We start from the raw sequence: 20764 nt of genomic DNA, 5'->3' as shown, positions 1-20764 counted from the left end.
AAGAACCTCATAGTTAAGTAATATCAATTCTTTATTAAAACTTTCATATTTAGAACCATTTTCTTCTCATTAGTTGTATTAAGATCTTTTATATTTAAATAAGTTAATTTTCGACTATCACCAAAACAAGATTGATATTCAGTTATCCAAGAACTAAATGAGTTTAAAGGACCAATCATTAAAATTTTATTTACTTTGTTGATAGTATTTAAATATGCATACATACCATATACTGTAGAAGTTTTTCCTGAACCAGGAACAGAAAAGTTTCCTGATTTTTGCATCATTGTTAAGTAAAAAGCATCCTTCATTTGTTTTGGTCTTAATTGTCTCTCTAACGCTTGATTAACTATTCTCTCGAATTCGAAATATCTTTCATTAAATCTAAGATCATCATTTTTAATATCATTACCAATAGTATATTTATAATCAATATATGAATTTATTCTGTTAATATACCGAGTAACATTTTCATTGATATTAACACTTACTCCTAATTTAATAGCTAATTTTTTTATTTGCTCAACAATATTATAAATATCTTTATAATATACATTTTTTCTAAATACAATTTTGGAATTAGTATACTCTTCCACATATTTTTTAATACGTAATTTATATATTCGGTGCTTGATTACTTTTTTTAATAATTGCTCGTTTGCTTCTAATGTTAGCTCCTCGTTATGATTCATTTGAACTTGAAACATTACCATACACCTCATGCTTAATATTTTTAATTTCTTCTTCTAATCTTTCTAAGGAATTTAAAAATTGTGGATAATCAGTTTCATCGTCCAATCTTAATACAATATCAAAGTCGATATTTTGTAAAGCATCTATTGCTTTTTCTATTTGGTTTTTGGGAGCATTAATACTGTTTCTTTTTTTTACTTTTTCTTGATATTTATCATAAGTATTTTTAAGATCATCTTTTAGTTCTTCATCGCCACGCACTTCTTTATTAATAAATTCAACAGTGGTTTCTTCTTCCTTATCATCAAACTTTTCTAAAAATCTTTCACATAACTCCAGGTTGTCTTCAATAAAAGGTTTAAATTGCGATGTATTAACTAAATTTTTTATTTTTCTTATATAACGGGTCATATCCGTATTCGGTTTAAGAGCTATATTAGTGAAAATAATATTTTTTACATCTTCCCGTTCTTCTTCTGTTTTTATTTTATTAAGTACAGCTTTTATTTCTCCTAATGGACCATCTAATTCCCAGTCGCGAGCTAAATAATAATGTTCTGGCATATCAATAAATTCTAAGAATTCGACCATTAAATTTGCACGATCAATCAATTTTGTAACTTCACTAGTCTTTTGTCCTGTATTTTTAGCATATTCTTCAACTGTAATTAATTTATTTTTTACAACATCATTATATACACCAACTAATCTATCTATTGGATTATATCCAACTCTTTCTTCACGTCCATGTTGTAAATATAACTCCAATAATTTTATTTCTTTCTTACTATCTTGTATGTCTTTACCTATGATAATTGCATCTAAATAATTAAATTTTAAATCTTCTTTAGCAAGATCTCTCAAACATGTAAAACGACGATTACCATCAATGATTCGTCCATCTCTTAATATAACTGCAGGTTCAGTCTGTCCTAACGCCTTTATATTATTTTTAGTTTTCTTAAATGCATTTTCATCACTTTCTTTAATAAAATCAGCAATAATCTTGTTGTATTCCTCAATATTACTTAAATCAAATGATTCTAGGTGGTTATCTGCTTTATACTTACTAATCCAAGTTGCAATCCTATCATTTTGATCATTATAGTATAAATTGTCTAATTTTATTTTATACACATCATATTCATCAGTTATACCATCTACTGTTAATCTAGTCGTCAAATTAGTTTTTATTAATTCATTTGTATTTATCATATTCATTAATATTCAAACTCCTCATAGTAATAATTCAAATCTAAATAAATTTTTTCCATAATTTCGTCATAATACATATCGGTCCTCTTAATTGATTCAATTAATCTATAATATTCCAAATTTATATCATATTTTTCATTAATGATTTCAGTTAAATCAAAAATATCTATCATTTTCACTTTCATAACTTCTTCTTCAATTAAATCACTAACTCTAAAATCTTGTTCTTTTTTTAGAAGATAATTCCCTCCTATTTTATTACTATATATATTTTCCAATCCTCTCAAAATAGATCGATAAAATATAGGTTCAAAACCAAAAGAATCAATTTTTTCATTATCAACAACAACAATAATTGCACTTATTGACCATACTTTGTTATCGTCTAATTTTTCTAACACTTTATGTCTAAAATCTTCTAAAACATTCGGTGTTAGACCTATCTCATTCAATTTTTTTCTTGTAATATACTTCTTAGGAGAGAATTCTAATAATTCCATAGTTTTATACTTGTCATATAGCCATGATCCAAATGAACTTAAGTTCCATATTCTTTTATCTATGTTTGTTAAGTCAACAATGTCCATATTATTATAAAATTTTTCGTTATAATAATTAATGGTTGTTTCATATTTATTTTTTAATATATACGAACTAAAAGTTTTATAATCTAAATATTTTAAGATAATTTGTAAGTCTGTATCAACCTGATTTAATTCTTTTTTTAAATCTTCTATAAACATAAACTCTTTACCGTCAAGAACATTTTTGACACAATTAAGAGATTCTTCATTAATAGAAACAAAGTCTTTTTTAATATAATCATCTACAATATAATCGTCTATATACTTTAGATAATTAGCTCGAACTGTTTGCTCTTTAACTCCAAATGCTTCGTAATATAACTGAACGAATTCATCTACATGAAGGGGAGCATATTCATACATAAAGTCTTTTACTTGTTGTTCTCTATCCACATTGCCAATTGCTATATTAGGCATTCTTGTTAATTCTATATTTAAATCGCGTCTCTTTTCACTTGTTCTTCTAATAATATTATGTAACTCATTTTCATGTTTAATATTATATTTTTCCATAAGTAACGAGTGATACTTAAACAAAATTAATGTCGATATTTCAAGATCTTTCCATTCTTCAAAATTAATTTTTTCATAAAATAAATCCCAATCATATTCATCATATGCATAGTATCTATAATATTTTTTCCCACGACTTACTGCATTCGAAGTATCACTTAATCTATTTTCTAAATATCTAATATCAATATTGAATACTTCTTTATCTAACCTCTGTTCTTCGAGAAATAAATTAATTATTTCTAATAAATCATTAATATGTAATGTCTCTTTTCCAAATTCTTCTAATACGTAATCAATAATGCTTGTTTTCGTCTTAGGAATTAATTTATTATCAATTACAATTTTTCCTTTTTGTAATTCATCTCGCACCCTTTTTTTCAATTTTACAGAGGCTTTTTCATCATTAAGAATATCTTTCCATGACTTAGTACCTTTTTCATATCTATTAGATAAATAATAATATAAGCTATCTTCGAACAACGATTCATATTGCTTTTTATCTAAATTATAGTTACTAAACCAATAGGCATTTTCATCTTCTTTAAAAGTTTGTTTCGTACTACTCGTAACTTTTTTTACTAACTGCCTCACTCGTTCTCTAGTAACTCCAATAGCTTTACCAATCTCTTCTAGGGTCTTACCTTCTAGTCGAAGTTTCATCATTTCTAATACGTTCTCATTATAATTATCAGTTACATATGATAAAATCGAATACTTTTTTGAATACACGTTACCAAATTCATCAATTGATATTAAATCTAGTTTTATTAAATTATTAAAATACTTATAAACATTTAAATTGGTAAAATGAGAGCTTAGTTCATCACATATTTCTTTTTTTCTATACATATAAGAATTATTTTTTATAAATGAATATACTACCTCTTGCTCTGTATCTTCATTAAATATCATTTCTTTTATATTTTTAATTATAAATTGATTTCCTATTAACAAATCTAATTTATAGCTAATGGAAAATTGTTCATTATTCAATACTGCATTAATAACGTTATCTAAATTAACTAAAATATTATTTAATTGCTTTTCTCTCATGACTAATAAATAATTATACGGTGATTTTTTTAGATATATTCTCGAAATATCACCTATAAAGATTTCATTTTTGTTTTGTACAACAACGTATTTAAATAACTTTTCAAAAATGTCATTCAAAGTTTTTTTAGCTATACCTGGTATATTTAATAAATCATCGTATGAAACTAATAATAATCTATCTATTTTATTCAAATTATACGTAAGTACTATTTTTCTTTCTTTGTTAGAAAATCCAAGTTCCTCAATATTGAGTTCATTCACATATCTGCTTTTAAAAAAATATTTTATTGTGCAATTTAAAAGAGTTTTGGGTATATTTTCATAAATAACCCTTCTAATATCTTTATCTGGATTGTTTAAGACTAATTTAAATAAGTCTCTATCTACTAAGTTGATTTTTTCTCTTAATCTATTGCAAATACTTTGAATTTCACTTATAAGTTGATCATCGACTTTTCTAAATTTCTTTATATCTTCGTAACTCAAATCAATTACTGCATCTATTAATTTTATATTGTTTATTTTCATAATTTTTTTAATATTTTCGTTATTAATTACTTTTTCAATATCCATTGATTTCAACGCTTCAATAGTTATATCTTTAGAAATGATAATATCATCATTATTCTTGAAAGTTATACTATCTCTAAATTCCTGAATTTCTTGGATAGATTTAGCACCTAAATTTCTTATATTCTTCAAATCCTCATCAGTTAATTTCTTTAATTGATAGACATAATCATAACCATTCTTTATTAATTGATTTTTACAGCGATTTGATAATTGTGAATCTTTTATTCTCATTTTATCTCTCATGGAATCCCCCTAGTTTACACAAAATGGATTTAAAGACAACTCTGTTAACATAATAGGCCGTTATAAGAATTACACAAACATCTTTTGTAGTAAGCCTTTTTTACGTTGCTTTAATAATTCAACTTTAGTAGTATTTTGATATATTTTAAAATCTAATTTAGTTAAAAATTCACCAATTTTATTAACTATATTCCAATCAATATCATTTGTATTTAATTTAACAGGTAGTTTTATTTTGGAATCCATAATAATTGGCCCAGAAAACTTTACAGACCAATTATATGTCTGGGTTAACTTTCTCAATGAATATAAAATAAAAGTATGTGCTTCAATACTTAAATTCTCATTATAAAGAACTCTCATTACATTTGAAGTAACAAAATCTTGTGTTTGTATAAACATTGCATCTGGGTTATCTATAGAAATTGTTATACTACCTTTTTTAAATTTTTTTAGATTATTCCCATGGTAATCTAATGTATCTTTACTGATATTCATATATACTCCATTATTTGTAGTCTGTGCTATAACATACGGAATATCACCATCTAAAAGATTACTTTTAGGTAATCGATTACCACTTTCTATCTTTGAAAATATATCTTTAATTTTGAATTCAGACCAATTATCAAAATTATTAGTAACCTTATCTTTAAATTGTAATTCCTGTGAAAAAATCTTTTGCATATATCCACGCTTTTGTTGCTCTAATAATTCTAATTTCTTCTCTTCCAATTCGATTTGTTGGTCGAGTTTGCTAAAGAAAGTTCCAATTTTTTCTTGTTCTTCGATATTTTTAGGTATGATGAACTTCATCATTTTAATAGTTGCAACAGTTAAATGTGGTTGAGCGCTTTGAACTGTAACTTTATTTAAAAAACGTTTCATAAAATTTGAAGTGAAAAGTGTTAAAAAGAATTGAGAAGGTTGTATAGTTCTTAAAATAACCATTCCTGAATTAATCCGCATATCTTGGAAAGGAATTTCTTCATGATAGCGGACTACATTGCCTACCGTTCCTCTTGTGGTTAAAATTAAATCATTTAATTTTAATTTACCTTTACCCATTGCAATATCTTTTTTTCTAGTTATAAATTTTAGATTTTTAAAACTCCATCCTTTTTTAGTAACATTTTCAGCACTTAAAAAAATACAATCACCTTTTTTTAATAAATCTTTACTACTAGGATAATGTTTACCTCGATCACCATCTATAATAGAAAAATCATCAGTAATAGACTTATTTTCCCATTCTTCACTAAATTCAGGGAATCTTAATTTTGGAGTATTAGTTTGTTCAGTCATGTTTTAACACCCCTAGTTCTTTGAGATAGTCGTTGATTTCTGATTCTACATTGGCGATTTCTTTATCAATATCTGACAATTGTCGTTGAACTAAATCTAAGTCAATCGGTTCTTCTTCTTCAAATGTATCGACGTATCTTGGAATGTTTAGGTTATAGTCGTTGTCTTTGATTTCATCTAGGGAAGCGACGTAACTGAATTTATCAATCGTTTCTCTATTACGATATGTTGTGACAATTTTATCAACATCTTCATCGGTCAAATGATTTTGGTTTTTACCTTTTTCGAATGATTGTGAAGCGTCAATGAATAATATATTATCATTATTCTCACGACATTTTTTGAATACTAATATACTGGTTGGAATACTTGTTCCAAAGAAAAGGTTTGCTGGTAATCCAATGACCGCATCTAGATAATTCTTTTCTTCAATTAAATATTTACGAATCGTTCCCTCAGCTGCTCCACGGAATAATACACCATGAGGTAAAACGACAGCCATTGTGCCATTATCATCTAAATAATGAATCATATGTTGAATGAAGGCAAAATCTGCTTTTGACTTAGGTGCTAATTTACCATAACCACTAAAGCGTTCATCGTCTAAAAATGATGGGTCGGCACTCCACTTCGCACTATAAGGCGGATTAGCAACCACTGCATCAAATTTTTCTCCTCTAAAAGCAGGGTTTTCTAATGTATCATCATTATCTATTTTAAAACGTGTATAGTTCACATCATGAAGCAACATATTCATTCGTGCTAAGTTGAATGTAGTATTGTTATATTCTTGACCGTAATAGAAGCGGACATCAGCTTCACGTCCAACACGTAACAATAATGAACCTGAACCACATGTTGGGTCATAAACATTTTTTAAATTAGGTTTATTCGTTGTGACAATCTTAGCTAAAATTTTAGACACTTGTTGTGGCGTATAGAATTCCCCTGCTTTTTTACCTGCATTAGCCGCAAATTGACCAATTAAATATTCATAAGCATCCCCTAACATATCAATTTCAATATCACTATGCACAAACGGAAGTGTAGCTAAATTAACCATGACTTTAGAAATAAGTTTCGTACGTGCTGCATTCGTATTACCTAAACGTGTCGAGTTTAAATCCATATCAGCGAATAAATGATCAAAGTCTTCTTCACTATCTTCACCACGTGTTGATTCTTCGATTTTATTAATCGCTTTATGTAAATCTTCGATTTCGAATGTTTGAGTTTCAATTTTCTGAATTAAGTGACTAAATAAATCTTGAGGTTCAATCACAAAACCAATTAAATTAATTAATTCTTGTTGTAACGCTTCACGATATTCTTCATCTTTCCAAGCGTCTGCATATGAAATGTTGTCTTCTTTTAATAACTCAGCTACTTCTTCTTCTGTTTTTTCTGATAAGAATCGATAAAAGATAAGTCCTAAAATATAATTTCTAAACTCGCTTGCATCCATGTTTCCACGTAAATCATTCGCAATACTCCATAATTTCTTTTGTAATTCGGCTTGCTGTTGTCTTTGTTTTTCCGTTGTTGACATTTATATGTCCTCCTTAAATAAATATTCTGATAAAAATTGGTCCATTAAGTAAGTTCGTTTCGCTTGTAAATACTTTAAGTGTCTACGTCGTTCATCAAGTTTTCCTATACGCTGTTGTTGTTCTAATGGAGGTAGCGTCATCTTAAGTTGTTTAAGTTGATTCAACGTTAATTTTTTGACTAATGAACCTCCTTGCTTAAATTGATTTAACTGACTCTTCGCTTGAGATGATGCATTCATCCAATAGACAAAATAATTAGCATCGATGTGTGCTGTGTCAATTTCAATATGTGTATAATTATAAGGTAGAATACTTTCATGATGTTGTTGACTCACAATGACACACTCACTCGTCATCATATTAATCACGATATCACCCGTATGCACCATCTTGGCTTGATGTTTTGTGCTTAGTGTTACATGCTTAGGTTGATGTGTTGTCGGTTGAAAAACTCCATCATCGAACTCCATCATACGTTGATCGTAGATAGGTAATGTTATGCCCTGAGAAGTTTCTACGGTCTCAAGTCGATTGATTAAAGAACCATTATGAAACGTAAATAATTGAGATATTTGACTCACCTTCTTTTTGTATTTTTTTATTACTACAAATTGAGTATATAACAAAAAATCCTTGTAGTAAAGAAAAAATACAAGGATTTTATAAAAATTATTCAATCATACCATATTTTTCAACTGTATCTTCAATAAATTGTATAATTTGGTCGGTTTTTCTTTTACGTTTCATAAAAGGCTCTGATATATTTTGACCGATAGATTTACGATCGATATTACCACTATATTCATACTCATTAACAGCTTCGTTAAGTAACATAGCAGAAAAGGCTTTTTGTTCTGCAAATGCATCAATTTCTTTGGTTTTTTCTTTGTCTTCAAATTCATAGTAAGCTTCATTAATATCGGAATCTTCTTTTAGTGATGGAACAACTTTATCTAAGAAGCTACGAATCAAATCAGCTTTCAAACGTAATTGTTGATCATCGGCTTTATCTAATAACTTATGAATTTGATGACGTTTTTCATCACGTGCTTTTGCATCAGATAGATTAATTTGACCAATAAGATCCATAATATACTTCACATTAATCAAATCATTACGCATTAATTCAACTTGGAAATCAATATCATTTAAGACAGAAACAGCGTCATCGTTATCTCCTTTTATAACACGCACGACTTCTTCATAGATATTTAGGTATTTCCCTTTATAATCTTCATACGTTTGTTCTGCAATGCCAAGTTCATTTTCTGTAAATTGAAATTCATCAAAGGTTTTTAATTTGATTAAAGTATTCGATAATTCACGGAATGAAATAACAAATTCTTTTTTTAAATCCTCAGCCTCTAATTTATCGACATCTAAAGGCGTTGGCGCTAGTTGAAAAACGTTTTGCAAGATATCTCTGAAATTATCTAAATATTCTTCGTAAGACAGACTTAATACTGTATCTGTATTATCTGTTTGTGAGAAAATTTCAATGGCTTCATCCGTTTGTTTTTTTAAATCACGATAACATACAATATTACCGTAAGGTTTACGTTCTTTTTCAACGCGATTCGTTCTTGAATAGGCTTGAATTAAATCATGATGTTTCAAGTTTTTATCAACGTAAAGGGTATTCAGTTTCTTACTATCAAAACCAGTCAAAAACATATTAACTACAATAAGAATATCAATCTTGTCATCACGAACCACTTCTTTCATACGCTTAGATACGTCAGAAAAGTAGCCTTCGAAATTATCTGTATTATAGTTCGTTTTAAATGTTTGATTATAATCATTCATAATGCGGTCGAGCACTTCTCTTGAATGAACATGATTGTCATCCTCTTGTGCATCTTCATTAGCCTGATACGTAAAAATAGTTGCAACATTTAAATCATGAACACCTTCGGTTTTTAGTCTTTGGAATGTATCATAATATTTAATCGCCATTGGAATACTTTGAACCGCAAACATAGACGTGTAATTTCCGTTATCTGTTTTCTTATGATAATTTGAAATTAAATGTCGGCAAACAGCTTCAATACGTTCATCTGCCATCCAAATTTCTGACGTATTAATTTTTGATATATATTCTTCGTCTAAATCTTCATGTGAATTAAACGTTTGATTATATTCAACGGAAAATCCAAGTACATTATGGTCTCTAATAGCATCTTTAATGAGATAGTGGTGTAAACATTTATCAAAAATGTCCGCTGTAGCTCGGCCATCTTGACTCTTGTTTTCTTCAAAACGTGGTGTCCCCGTAAATCCGAAATACTGTGCATTTTCAAAATGTTGCTTAATTAAACGATGCATATCTCCAAATTGCGTACGATGACATTCATCAATAATAAAAATCACTTTATCTTGTTTATATGATTCCATTACTGAATGATTGGACTTCACTGCGTTCGCCATTTTTTGAATCGTTGTCACAATTAAAGGTAAAGTTGGATCGACTAACTGTCTCAATAATTTACGCGTATTATCCGTAAAATCAACCGAGTCTTCTTGGAATTTATTAAATTCAGCTAACGTTTGATTATCTAAGTCCTTACGGTCGACCAAGAAAATTACTTTTTTAATATTTTCTTCTCGCGATAATAATTGACTCGCTTTAAAAGAGGTCAGTGTTTTACCACTACCTGTGGTATGCCAAATGTAACCATTGTTATTTGTTTCTAATGCACGATTTAAAATAGCTTCCACTGCATAGACTTGATAAGGACGTAAGGCCATTAGAATTTTATCTGTTTCATTGACGACCATATAACGACTAATCATCTTAGCAATGTGACATGGTTCTAAGAAATCTTCAATAAAGTCTTTAAGATAGTTAATACGCTCATTTTGTTCATTACTCCAATAAAACATTTGTCCCTTAAAGATTTCACGATCACTATTGGCGTAGTAGCGTGTTTCCATTTTATTACTAACGACAAATAATTGTATGTATCGGAATAAACCCGTATAGTTTTGACGACGATAACGCTCAATTTGATTAAAAGCTTCCGTAATCGCTACCCCGCTACGCTTCAATTCTATTTGAACTAATGGTAGACCATTAATCAAAATCGTCACATCATAACGACTTTTATACTTATCTTTCACACTGATTTGATTAGTTACTTGGAATTTATTCTGACACCATTGTTTTAAGTTCATGAAATCTATGTAAAGATCCGTATCATCATCTCTCTTTAGTACATAGCGATCGCGTAATTGCATCGCACTGTCAAAGACAGACTTACCGTTAATCCCTGTCATTAAACGTTCAAACTCACGATCCGTCAGCGGTTTCCCATTTAATTTATCCTTATGACGTTCATTGATAATGTTCCGAAAATTATCATGTAGTTGTTCAACGTTATGTATATTTACTCGTTCGTATCCTAAACTCTCAAGTTGTTGTAGCACTTCATTTTCTAATGCATATTCACTTTGATAAGCCATTCATTCATTCACCCTAAACTTAATCTTTCTTTAAATATATCAAAATTTAGTAATAATTAATATTGTATGCTGTGTTTTTTATTAACATATTCATAAATCCTATTTATTAGGTTGATGATATTTCACTAAATTACTTAAAAAACTCATTAATCAATCGATTAATGAGGCAATTACAATAGATACATATATAAATAAATCTATTCGTTCTGTCACTTATTCATCCAATCTATACATTAATTAAATAAAAAATTTCATATAATATATTTTCACATTAAATGTTAAAAACTATCCTTTTAGGGTACGATATAAATAAATATGCTTTTTAAAGGTGATTTATAAATGATTTATAATAAATTAATTAGTAGTGCATTAGCTTTTACAATAATTTTGAGTGGATGTAGCTTAAACCTGAATTTAGATGATAAAGATAAAAAAAGTTCGAATGATCCACAACAATCAAAAGTGGCACAAAATGATAAAAACTCATCAAATGAGCAAAATGAGTCAGAGAATAATATCAATAATCAAAATATTAGTAAATCTTCAACAGCTAAAGAAAATGATCAACAACCTCCAATAAATAAAAAACCTATAAGTGAATATCATGCATTAAATGTAGCTAAAATTTATGCTAAAAAATATTTAAATTCTGGACGAGAACAAAGTGGATTTTATATTGATAAAAATGCAACAAATAATGAAGCTTATTTTGTTAATTTTAAAAACGGAACAGTTGCTGGACCTGCATTAACACAAACAATTAAGGTTAATAAATATCGTGGAGAAGTCATAGATAGTTATACTAATGCAACTGATGAAGAAATGAAACAATTTAATAAAGCTAAAGAACAAAAGTATGGTCAAAATCAAGAAGACAATAATCAAATTACTAATGACAATCAAGAAGAAACAAACACCAAAAATCAATCATCGGAAGATAAAGAAGGTACGGAATCTAATCATAATGATGATAATGTGCAAGAAGAATCATCGTCTTCTGAGGATCAACAAGCACAAGACAAATCATCAGAAAATGATTAGTAGCTTAAATCTATGTAATTTAGACTATATTTTTAACATATTTTAGTGGAAATAGATAGAATATAAGAAAAATAAGGAATGTTCAACATGTCCAACAAAATTGCAATTGCTGGTGCGGGTGCATCGAGTGAAGATGTAAATACTTCAGAGTATAATGAAGAGGATGAGCAATCTAAATACACAGCAGAAGATGCAACACAAGAAAATAACAACCAAAACAATGATGAAAATACTGATGGTAAAAACTATGAAAATGAACAAACCCAAGATGTTGAATCAAAAGGTTCAGGAAATGACAAAGAAACTTCAAACGCTTCATAAATATAAAAACATTATTATCAAAAGGAGTCTTTAATTGGTTAGTGTTACACAAAGAATTTCACAAATTAAACAACCCCGTGGTGGATATTTAAACAGAAAATCATTTGAAGTTAAGCAACTAGAACCAGAAACATTTATAGATACAAAAAATGAAAATATAGCACCTCAAACAATTGGCTTAGTCGTAGACTACCTTACTCGTATGATGACTAATCAAGACAAAGAAAAATCATTTTCCATATCGTTAACTGGCGCAAAATTAGCTGGGGAATTACAAACAGCCGAATCATTGTTAAAAGATATTAATGATAATGATGATCTATCTATTATTAAAGCATGTCAGTTGGTAAATTACGATATAGTATATAGGGCAGGAAGAACACCTAAAGAAGCTAAGATCCCTAATCAAGATACAATTCTTAATATAAAATCACTTATAAATAGAAGTCTTTCATTTTTTGATCGAGTTGGTGAAGTTAAGGTGGATGGTTTCACATTTGAGGGTGGATATACAAGCATTATTAATGCTGGAGATGGAGACTTTTTAACAGAGGACACCTTGTGGGATTTTAAAGTTTCCAAACAACTGCCACAGAAAAATAGTACACTTCAATTAGTCATTTATTATTTAATGGGCAAAGCTTCTCAAAAATCTATGTTTGAAAATATACGTTATATCGGTATTTATAATCCAAGATTTAATCAAATTTATAAATACGATATGACACAATCTGACCCTGAAATGATTAAAGAGGTAAGCAAAAATGTTATTGGTTATGATTAATCAAAGTTGATGTATAAATTGTATTAATTTAAGGGAAGGTGCATTAAAAATGAAAAAAACATTAACTAGTTTAGCAGTAGCTACATTATTGTTATCAGCAACAGGAGTTATTAAAGCGGCTGATAATAAAGAGGATTGGGATGAACCTGTTTTTATTAAAGGCGCTGACTTAGAAGGGCAAGATTTACAACAAACTGAGGATGATCTAGGGGTTGATGATAACTATGAAACTTATAGTGTTAATGTCAATGATGTGAGTAATTATATCCCAAACAGCAGTAATCTAAGTTATATTTATTCAAGTGCAACAATTGAACATAAAAAATGGGGTAAAGGTGTTGATGTGAAAATTGATACACCAGATCACATTACAAAAGTGACATCCGAACAATATCAAAATGCTGCAATTACAGCAGGAATTAAAAATGCAGAAATACATATAGCTTCTGTAGAACCAGTAACGGGTGAAGGTGCTTTAGCAGGTATTTATAAAGCTTATGAAGAAAAAGGTAACGATCTAAATACTGAAGATATTCAAAATTCAAACCAAGAAATGAATGACTTAGGTACAATTTCGGAAGAAAATAAAGGTAAAGATGGATATTCAGATGAAGCTTTAAATGCTTCTATAGCAGATATTAAAGAACAACTTGCAGATATTAAACAAAATCAAGATAAACAAATCACACAACAACAAGTTGAAGACACTGTTAATAAAGTCCTCGATGAGCGTGGGTTATCAGAGATATTATCAGATAATCAAATTCAAATGATTAATAATAATATGGTTAATGTGGCAAACTCTAATGCCTTAACTTCCGATCCTAAAGCATTTAAGCAAAATGCAAAAGATGTATTAAAAAATATTGAAAAAAACTCAGATGATTTATTGAATAAAGCGAAGGATAAAGCCAAAGATTTGAATACAGAAGAAAATAGAAATCTCCTTCAACGCATATGGGATAGTATTGTAGAAATTATTCAATCGATCATTCAATTTTTCTCTAATTTGTTAAATAAGTTATAACGCTACCAAAGTAATATTTTTAAATTCAAAATAGATGTTAATAAACCTCTAAGAAAGGTATGTAATATATTGTCAATTTTATCTACAATCATTGGAGGAGTGTGCACAATAATTGGCGGTTTGATAGCAGTATGGTGTAGCAATTTTATTGAAAACAAAAGAAAAGTACAGCAAGTAGAAGTGCAATTTCGACTCCTCATTCCAAAATTACATTTCTGTGTTGAAAAAAATAATCAACTCACTGATTTAAATTCAGCTATATGGGGGGAGCAAATTCACAGCTTGGTCTTTCTACCAAATGGTTTAGAATTATGGAATAGCAAAGCGGAACTCAAACATAATGATTTAGAGACGTACAAATATTTGTTGGCAAATTTTGATGATTTAAGTACAAATGAAGATATACTTAACACATTTATTGATGAAGGTGTCAAATTAAAAGAGAGTCAAATAACAGAAATTAAAAATTTTTTAAAATATGCATACACTAAAAATAAAACTCAAGATCAGATACCATCTAATTTAATGATAATTTTAAAAACATCCGAAGACATTATCCAACAAACATCTACATCCTTATACTTGATGAACGGTAAAAAAAGACAGTTAATACATGAACTCAATACTTATATACACTATTTTTTAAATAGTCTACAAAAAATTACAAATTATTATTTTGTGTTTCACATCATAATATATCAACTAGAATTAATTCTTATTAAAAAGTAATTAATAAAATTTAATAAACTCTGCTTTATATCATAAAATTACGTCTCAAAAACCGCATCACTTATGATACGCTTCCCCTTATCAATGAAATTACTAAAGTAAAAATTATTATAATATCTTAATACTTTATATTCTTTATAATCAACTCTAATAATTCTATTTTGAAATAATTTTATTAATATATTTTTCATACATCTCAATATTTTCTTTTATGCTGTACTTTGCTTCTCTTACATTAGAAATTCGTATATCTCTATCTTTTCCTAACAATTCTTGTATTTTAGAAGCTTTATCTTTTGATAATTTTTTAAATATATTATTTTCTCTATATACATATAATTTTTCTTCATACGCTAGCATCCTGCTTATTGAATAGTTATTTATCACATTACTCAAACCCTTATCTGCTGTAAAAATTGAATGTAAAAAAACTTCTTTACTATTAGTATTTCTTAGAGCGATTTGGTCTTCTGACGTTCTAATATGAAATAAATCCCAAGCAATACCTTTTAATTTACTCAATAAATTTTTACTATTCAAATTGGTAGATTTAAATATATTATTTTCATCATTATTTATGTAGTCAAAAATAACACTTAACTCTAACTCTGAGTATGCTAATTTATTTTCAGTTTCTTTAATAAAATTTTGAATCAAGTAAAAAATTTTATTTTCTGCTGATTTTTTACTACTATTTTTTATATAAAATGCCATTAAAACTAATAGATAAATTGATTGAAATTGTAGAATATTTGAATCTTGTATATTCAACATATGATAGTATCTATCATCTGTATCTAAAATTACTTCTGAATCATTAAAATATCTTGAGAAATTACGACTTTCAAAATCAAATTGACTTATCCTATCAAATATTGAAAATGATAAAATAGTTTCATATGAAACTATTTTATTTATACTATGAATATTATTTCCATTTTCTATTAAGTAAGGTACGCAGCTTATTTGTTGTTTACTTTTTTTTATATTAGTTAAAATTTTAAAGAAATCACTCTCATACTCACCCTTCACAATCAAATTTCGTAAATAGCTCATTATGTTACTATCAAAGTCAATACATTGACACACTTTAATTAATTCATTACCATTTATAACATCATTATCAATAATTATTAAATTATCATAGTTAGCTATTTCAACAAGATGGTACTTATCGCTATTATTTAGAATTTTTGGAATTTTTCTTTCATTCATCCTTTCCTCAAAATCAAATAAACGTGATCCTTCTAAGAATTTTTTATTTTTTGAATAATCGATTAATGGTTTTTGTGTGATTAGTAGCAACTCTTCTAATTTCATGATATGTCCTCCAAAAAGATTATATATTAATTATCACTTAGTCATTTTTTCAATATTATATCTAGTTAATACCAAAAATAAATAAACAATTAAAATACATTTCGTATAATTTATTTTCGAAAATTCTATTAACCCATGAGCTATTTCATTGCGTAAATTCAGCCCTGACTGTTCAACCATTACAATTTGAATTAGTTTATGTACATCATTTCCAAAGGCAGATTTCACCTCATCTCTGAGTAAAAATTCATTGAATGTTACTTCTTGTTGCGTATTTCCTTTCCTAATAGATGTAGTTGAATAGCCAGCTTTAGAAAACATTCTTCTAACTGTAGATTCAAATTGAGGGACTAAAATATGCAAAGCACTCAAATAATCCTTTTCTAAAAATCGAGATATTCCATGTTCTATAAAAGGAATATTTTTATTATCTAGTAGTTCCCACCTATTAAATTTTTGCATGAAATCTTCAGTAGAAATTTCAAATTCTAATATTAATTTATCAAAAATAGCTTTAAGAAGTAATTCAACATTAATATTTAAATAATGCATATAATTAATATTAAAATTGATTGTTTTATTATTTTCTTTTGTAGTAGTTTCCACTATTTTTTTTCCATCATTCAATAAACCTTTTGAAATTAAATCTTGCAAAGAAAACTCTTTACTTAACTTATCAACTTGCTCTTCAATTACTGTGATTTTAGGTATTAAGTCATTACTGTTTGCTATTTCATCTAACGAATTTTGTATATCTGACGAAATAAAACATTCAACGATTTTATCAATTTCCTCTTCTGGAAATTCTATTGGAATTCTTATTAGACTCATTTCATTACTTTTTTCGTATTCTTCGTAGGTTTTTTTTACTAAAATTTTCATCTCATTAAATTTTTCTCTTTCTCCAATTTCGCTATAATGTTTCATAGCTTTTTCTAAAAAATGTGCTTTTACCAATAAACTCTTATCTTTTCTTCCTTGTTGGTATTCTGCCTCTAACTCGTAGCTTTTTCCAATTTCTTTTTCCAATTCATTTATTTTTTCAGAAGAGATTAAACTGAATCTTCTGTATTGAATAAGTTCTTCACAAAATATTATATGAGATTGATAATCTTTATCTTCAAAATATTTTTTAATAGCTTTTTCTAACACAATTATAATTTTATTTGAATATTCTTCTAAAATTATTTTTTTGTGGTTAGATTTTAAAATTTCTCTTGTAAGTTCCGAAAGTTCATATACCCTTCTATATTCATTATTATTATCAAATTCATTAATTTTTAGATAAATTAATTCGACAGCTTTTTTGAGTTCTTTCTTATTTCCCATTAGAAGAGATACTTCAACCAATCTAGATATCACTGAGTCATAGTTACTAGCTTCACTATAATGTTCACAAATATAAACTAGGCTAGTTAGTAAAGACTGTGAAATCTCATATTTATTTTTAGCTATTTTATTATTACCATACTCAAATAAGAAATCGGAATATCTTACTTTTAAAAATAAATTGTTTGTCTCATTTAACCTTTGCTCATAGTATTCGATTTGGTTATCAGTAAAATTTTGAATATCTGGCCACTCTCTACCATCAGCAAAACTAATTACCGCTGAAAACCTTCTTTCCTTTTTATTTTTTGATAAAATAGGGTTTCTCTCACATAAAGAGAAAATTTCAATCTCATATTGTGCCAATTTCTCTTCATTTTTTAGATTTTCATTTGCAGCCCAATCTCGAATTTTTTTAAAGCCTTCTATAAATTCTGAATAATATTTAGTAGCCTCAATTAATTCCAGTTCATTTACTTTTTCTTTAAATTTGTCCATATCTTACCTCATTGAATTTAAAATATATTAATCTTCACTTTCTATTTCATTGTTTTGCATAAGTTCTAAATAAGCTAATTGAATAAAACTTCTATATCTATAAACAAGATCATCGTCCAAAAGATAGCCGCCATTCCTATCAATATCTCTAACTGTATCGTAAATACTTTTAATAATTTTAGTTGGTTCATAGTTCTCATTTTGAAAGTCTTTTGTAAGAAATTCAAAAGCATTATATAAATGTTCAATGGTTTTAAAATGACCATTTTTCGCAACTTCTTTAAAAACCTTTTCTGGTAAATTAATCAAAGAAAAGTACTCATTAAATTTATTATTTTCTTCTGCTATATTTTGCCCTGCTCCTAAGTGAATATTATCTCTTGGATCTTCTCCACCTAAGTGACGAATTTGGAAACTTTCAGATACTTCCATTGCATCTTTTAAATGAGCAATTTCTGCTAATGAAACACTTACTTTACCTGCATTATTTTCAAAATTAATTTGATGAATCCTATTTAATAAACCTGTAATTTCTTTTCTAAATACTAAAATTACAATCAATAAAAGTAATGGGAAACTGAAGTTTTTATATAAATACGCTGAATATTTTAAAACTTGCTCTAAAATAATACTAAAATTTGATATTTCCAAGAATACACCTCATTTGTGTAAAATAATATAATGATAGAGAAGAACTAACAGGTTTTTCATCAATCATAAATTAATGATGCGAAAATAATTTCTATATTGTTTTTACTTAAATGCTAAATATTCCTCCACCTACTTATGATAACTTTCGCCTCTCATAATCTTAAATGCTCGATACACCTGTTCAATTAAGACGACGCGCATCATTTGGTGTGGGAAGGTCATTTTACTGAATGAGAGTGCGTAGTTGCTACGATTTAAGACGTCTTGATGTAGTCCGTTTGATCCTCCAATGACGAAGACGAAGTCGCTTTGCCCTTGTGTCATACGTTGTTGTAGTTCTTTAGCTAAACCTTCTGATGACAACATTTTACCTTGTATTTCTAATGTAATAACGGTGGCTTGTGGTTTAATTTTGGCTAATAATCGTTGTCCTTCTTTTTCTTTGACTTGTTCAATCTCTTTATCACTCATAGTTTCGGGTGCTTTTTCATCCGGCACTTCAATCATCTCAATTTTAGAATATGCACCGAGTCTTTTTTCATATTCAGCAATCGCTTGTTTCCAGTATTTTTCTTTTAATTTGCCGACAGCTAAAATAGTAATCTTCATTATAGTCCTCCGTGTTGATAATAGTTATTCTACTTATCCACAAGTTATCAACTTGTTAACAGAATTCCCTCTAATTATAACAGGAATGTATATAAATTCTGTGGAAAATTTGAGATTTATCTACAAAAAATGTCATTTATATACTATTTTTGTGGATAAGTATGTGTATAATGTGAGTATTTCTGTGTGTATTATTCACAATAGTGGATAACTTTCTTTAAATTTGGGGATAACTTCACGACCGTCTTTTATATTTATTCACAGATTCTAAATAAATCACTCTAATTATCCACTTTTTAATGAATATTCATGTATAGTCCAAATTGTTAGATAATAACTTTAATTTTTCCAAAAAAAGAGCTTAATAAAAACCTCATATTTTCTTAAGGCTTTCATTAAGCTTCATACTTCATTTCAATTTTATAACGTGTAAATCGGTGTCGCTTGTGCTTTATCTGTATCACATAATAATACTTCTTTTTCAGTATCGATATCATGTTCATTTAATACTTGTCCAACACTCATGCGTGCTAAATCTTTCATATTATTATCACGAGATAAGTGTGACAGATAGATACGTTTCGTATGACCTGTAATCACATCCGCCATCGCATGTCCTGCATCTTCATTTGACACATGTCCCATATCACTTAAAATACGCTGTTTCGTCTTCCAAGGATAACGACACATGCGTAACATATCTACATCATGATTACTTTCAAACATAAAAGCGTCACTACCTTGAATCATACCTTTCATTCGATCTGACACATAGCCGGTATCTGTAATCATTGTAAATTTTTTATAGTTATTATGGAAAATGTAAAATTGTGGATCAATCGCATCATGAGAAACATTAAACGATTCTATATCAAAACCTGCAATCGATTTTGTTTCATATGGATTGAAAATAAATTTTTGATCCATTGGAATTTTATCATCTTTTTTCTCAATCGCTTTCCACGTTTTTTCATTCGCATACACTGGTAAACCATATCGACGTGCAATGACGCCAAGTCCTTTAATATGGTCGCTATGTTCATGTGTCACTAGGATGCCATTCAGATTCTTCATATCTCTATCAATCTGACTAAATAAATCTTCCATCTTTTTACCCGTAAGACCAACATCTACTAATAGACTGCCTTTCTCACTTTCTACATAAGTCGCGTTTCCTGTACTACCGCTTGCTAATACGCTCATTCGAATCAAGATGGTTCATCCTTTCTCTTTATCTTAAATTTTAATTATTTAGAGT

At 28.1% G+C, this 20764-nt stretch carries 17 protein-coding genes; 5 read left to right on the top strand and 12 right to left on the bottom strand.

Annotated elements, in window-relative coordinates; genetic code table 11:
* Positions 1 to 23: 23 nt before the first annotated feature.
* The 7 genes from NR218_RS06445 to NR218_RS06415 all read right to left on the bottom strand — a co-directional run bounded on the left by NR218_RS06445 (position 24) and on the right by NR218_RS06415 (position 11197).
* Entirely contained in the window at positions 24 to 707 is a 684-nt protein-coding gene (locus tag NR218_RS06445; protein WP_265848461.1) for a hypothetical protein, read from the bottom strand.
* Complete coding sequence (locus tag NR218_RS06440) at positions 682 to 1914, bottom strand: ParB/RepB/Spo0J family partition protein (protein ID WP_265848460.1); 1233 nt, start codon at positions 1912 to 1914, stop codon at positions 682 to 684. Before NR218_RS06440 ends, NR218_RS06445 begins: the two co-directional genes overlap by 26 nt.
* Positions 1914 to 4880 carry a DNA-directed RNA polymerase subunit alpha C-terminal domain-containing protein gene (locus NR218_RS06435; protein ID WP_265848459.1) on the bottom strand — a complete coding sequence of 989 codons (2967 nt, stop codon included), beginning with the start codon at positions 4878 to 4880 and terminating at the stop codon, positions 1914 to 1916. Before NR218_RS06435 ends, NR218_RS06440 begins: the two co-directional genes overlap by 1 nt.
* A 69-nt stretch (positions 4881 to 4949) precedes the next feature.
* Positions 4950 to 6185, bottom strand: coding sequence for a restriction endonuclease subunit S (locus NR218_RS06430; RefSeq protein ID WP_265848458.1), 1236 nt, complete (start codon positions 6183 to 6185; stop codon positions 4950 to 4952).
* Positions 6178 to 7734 (bottom strand): type I restriction-modification system subunit M, encoded by a 1557-nt coding sequence (locus NR218_RS06425; RefSeq protein WP_265848457.1) that lies wholly within the window; start codon positions 7732 to 7734, stop codon positions 6178 to 6180. The genes NR218_RS06430 and NR218_RS06425 overlap by 8 nt, the downstream gene beginning before the upstream one ends.
* Positions 7735 to 8316, bottom strand: a complete 582-nt coding sequence (locus tag NR218_RS06420) for a restriction endonuclease subunit S (protein WP_265848456.1) — start codon at positions 8314 to 8316, stop codon at positions 7735 to 7737. It lies immediately after the preceding gene.
* Positions 8317 to 8404: 88 nt separating this feature from the next.
* The gene (locus NR218_RS06415) at positions 8405 to 11197 is read right to left on the bottom strand and encodes a type I restriction endonuclease subunit R (RefSeq protein ID WP_265848455.1); all 2793 of its coding nucleotides are present in this window, start codon (positions 11195 to 11197) and stop codon (positions 8405 to 8407) included.
* 339 nt (positions 11198 to 11536) lie between these two features.
* Between NR218_RS06415 and NR218_RS06410 the strand changes: the two genes are divergently transcribed.
* From NR218_RS06410 to NR218_RS06390, 5 genes are all read left to right on the top strand, one after another.
* Positions 11537 to 12238 carry a hypothetical protein gene (locus tag NR218_RS06410; protein WP_265848454.1) on the top strand — a complete coding sequence of 234 codons (702 nt, stop codon included), beginning with the start codon at positions 11537 to 11539 and terminating at the stop codon, positions 12236 to 12238.
* 87 nt (positions 12239 to 12325) lie between these two features.
* Complete coding sequence (locus tag NR218_RS06405; RefSeq protein ID WP_265848453.1) at positions 12326 to 12559, top strand: hypothetical protein; 234 nt, start codon at positions 12326 to 12328, stop codon at positions 12557 to 12559.
* 34 nt (positions 12560 to 12593) lie between these two features.
* Complete coding sequence (locus NR218_RS06400) at positions 12594 to 13343, top strand: hypothetical protein (protein ID WP_265848452.1); 750 nt, start codon at positions 12594 to 12596, stop codon at positions 13341 to 13343.
* Positions 13344 to 13392: 49 nt separating this feature from the next.
* Positions 13393 to 14370 carry a DUF1002 domain-containing protein gene (locus NR218_RS06395; RefSeq protein WP_265848451.1) on the top strand — a complete coding sequence of 326 codons (978 nt, stop codon included), beginning with the start codon at positions 13393 to 13395 and terminating at the stop codon, positions 14368 to 14370.
* Between the two features lie 69 nt (positions 14371 to 14439).
* A complete protein-coding gene (locus NR218_RS06390; protein ID WP_265848450.1) occupies positions 14440 to 15099 on the top strand; it encodes a hypothetical protein in 660 nt (219 codons plus the stop codon).
* 156 nt (positions 15100 to 15255) lie between these two features.
* Here NR218_RS06390 and NR218_RS06385 read toward each other — a convergent pair whose 3' ends face one another.
* From NR218_RS06385 to NR218_RS06365, 5 genes are all read right to left on the bottom strand, one after another.
* Positions 15256 to 16419 (bottom strand): hypothetical protein, encoded by a 1164-nt coding sequence (locus tag NR218_RS06385; RefSeq protein ID WP_265848449.1) that lies wholly within the window; start codon positions 16417 to 16419, stop codon positions 15256 to 15258.
* Between the two features lie 33 nt (positions 16420 to 16452).
* The gene (locus NR218_RS06380) at positions 16453 to 18246 is read right to left on the bottom strand and encodes a DUF4209 domain-containing protein (protein WP_265848448.1); all 1794 of its coding nucleotides are present in this window, start codon (positions 18244 to 18246) and stop codon (positions 16453 to 16455) included.
* A 27-nt stretch (positions 18247 to 18273) separates the two neighbouring features.
* Positions 18274 to 18897 (bottom strand): hypothetical protein, encoded by a 624-nt coding sequence (locus NR218_RS06375; protein WP_083294933.1) that lies wholly within the window; start codon positions 18895 to 18897, stop codon positions 18274 to 18276.
* A gap of 129 nt (positions 18898 to 19026) precedes the next feature.
* Positions 19027 to 19506 carry a 23S rRNA (pseudouridine(1915)-N(3))-methyltransferase RlmH gene (rlmH, locus tag NR218_RS06370; protein ID WP_265848447.1) on the bottom strand — a complete coding sequence of 160 codons (480 nt, stop codon included), beginning with the start codon at positions 19504 to 19506 and terminating at the stop codon, positions 19027 to 19029.
* 420 nt (positions 19507 to 19926) lie between these two features.
* Positions 19927 to 20709 (bottom strand): MBL fold metallo-hydrolase, encoded by a 783-nt coding sequence (locus NR218_RS06365; RefSeq protein WP_087437087.1) that lies wholly within the window; start codon positions 20707 to 20709, stop codon positions 19927 to 19929.
* Positions 20710 to 20764 lie beyond the last annotated feature (55 nt).

The organism is Staphylococcus sp. SUC_1.2 (assembly GCF_026222585.1).
The sequence above is the reverse complement of the archived record's forward strand: the minus strand, read 5'-3'. Positions and strand labels throughout refer to the sequence as shown.

What these genes read in the sequence shown, in the direction of transcription:
- NR218_RS06445 (WP_265848461.1), bottom strand. Translation starts at nt 707, where the DNA reads ATGTTTCAAGTTCAAATGAATCATAACGAGGAGCTAACATTAGAAGCA.
- NR218_RS06440 (WP_265848460.1), bottom strand. Translation starts at nt 1,914, where the DNA reads ATGAATATGATAAATACAAATGAATTAATAAAAACTAATTTGACGACT.
- NR218_RS06435 (WP_265848459.1), bottom strand. Translation starts at nt 4,880, where the DNA reads ATGAGAGATAAAATGAGAATAAAAGATTCACAATTATCAAATCGCTGT.
- NR218_RS06430 (WP_265848458.1), bottom strand. Translation starts at nt 6,185, where the DNA reads ATGACTGAACAAACTAATACTCCAAAATTAAGATTCCCTGAATTTAGT.
- NR218_RS06425 (WP_265848457.1), bottom strand. Translation starts at nt 7,734, where the DNA reads ATGTCAACAACGGAAAAACAAAGACAACAGCAAGCCGAATTACAAAAG.
- NR218_RS06415 (WP_265848455.1), bottom strand. Translation starts at nt 11,197, where the DNA reads ATGGCTTATCAAAGTGAATATGCATTAGAAAATGAAGTGCTACAACAA.
- NR218_RS06410 (WP_265848454.1), top strand. Translation starts at nt 11,537, where the DNA reads ATGATTTATAATAAATTAATTAGTAGTGCATTAGCTTTTACAATAATT.
- NR218_RS06405 (WP_265848453.1), top strand. Translation starts at nt 12,326, where the DNA reads ATGTCCAACAAAATTGCAATTGCTGGTGCGGGTGCATCGAGTGAAGAT.
- NR218_RS06395 (WP_265848451.1), top strand. Translation starts at nt 13,393, where the DNA reads ATGAAAAAAACATTAACTAGTTTAGCAGTAGCTACATTATTGTTATCA.
- NR218_RS06385 (WP_265848449.1), bottom strand. Translation starts at nt 16,419, where the DNA reads ATGAAATTAGAAGAGTTGCTACTAATCACACAAAAACCATTAATCGAT.
- NR218_RS06380 (WP_265848448.1), bottom strand. Translation starts at nt 18,246, where the DNA reads ATGGACAAATTTAAAGAAAAAGTAAATGAACTGGAATTAATTGAGGCT.
- rlmH (WP_265848447.1), bottom strand. Translation starts at nt 19,506, where the DNA reads ATGAAGATTACTATTTTAGCTGTCGGCAAATTAAAAGAAAAATACTGG.
- NR218_RS06365 (WP_087437087.1), bottom strand. Translation starts at nt 20,709, where the DNA reads ATGAGCGTATTAGCAAGCGGTAGTACAGGAAACGCGACTTATGTAGAA.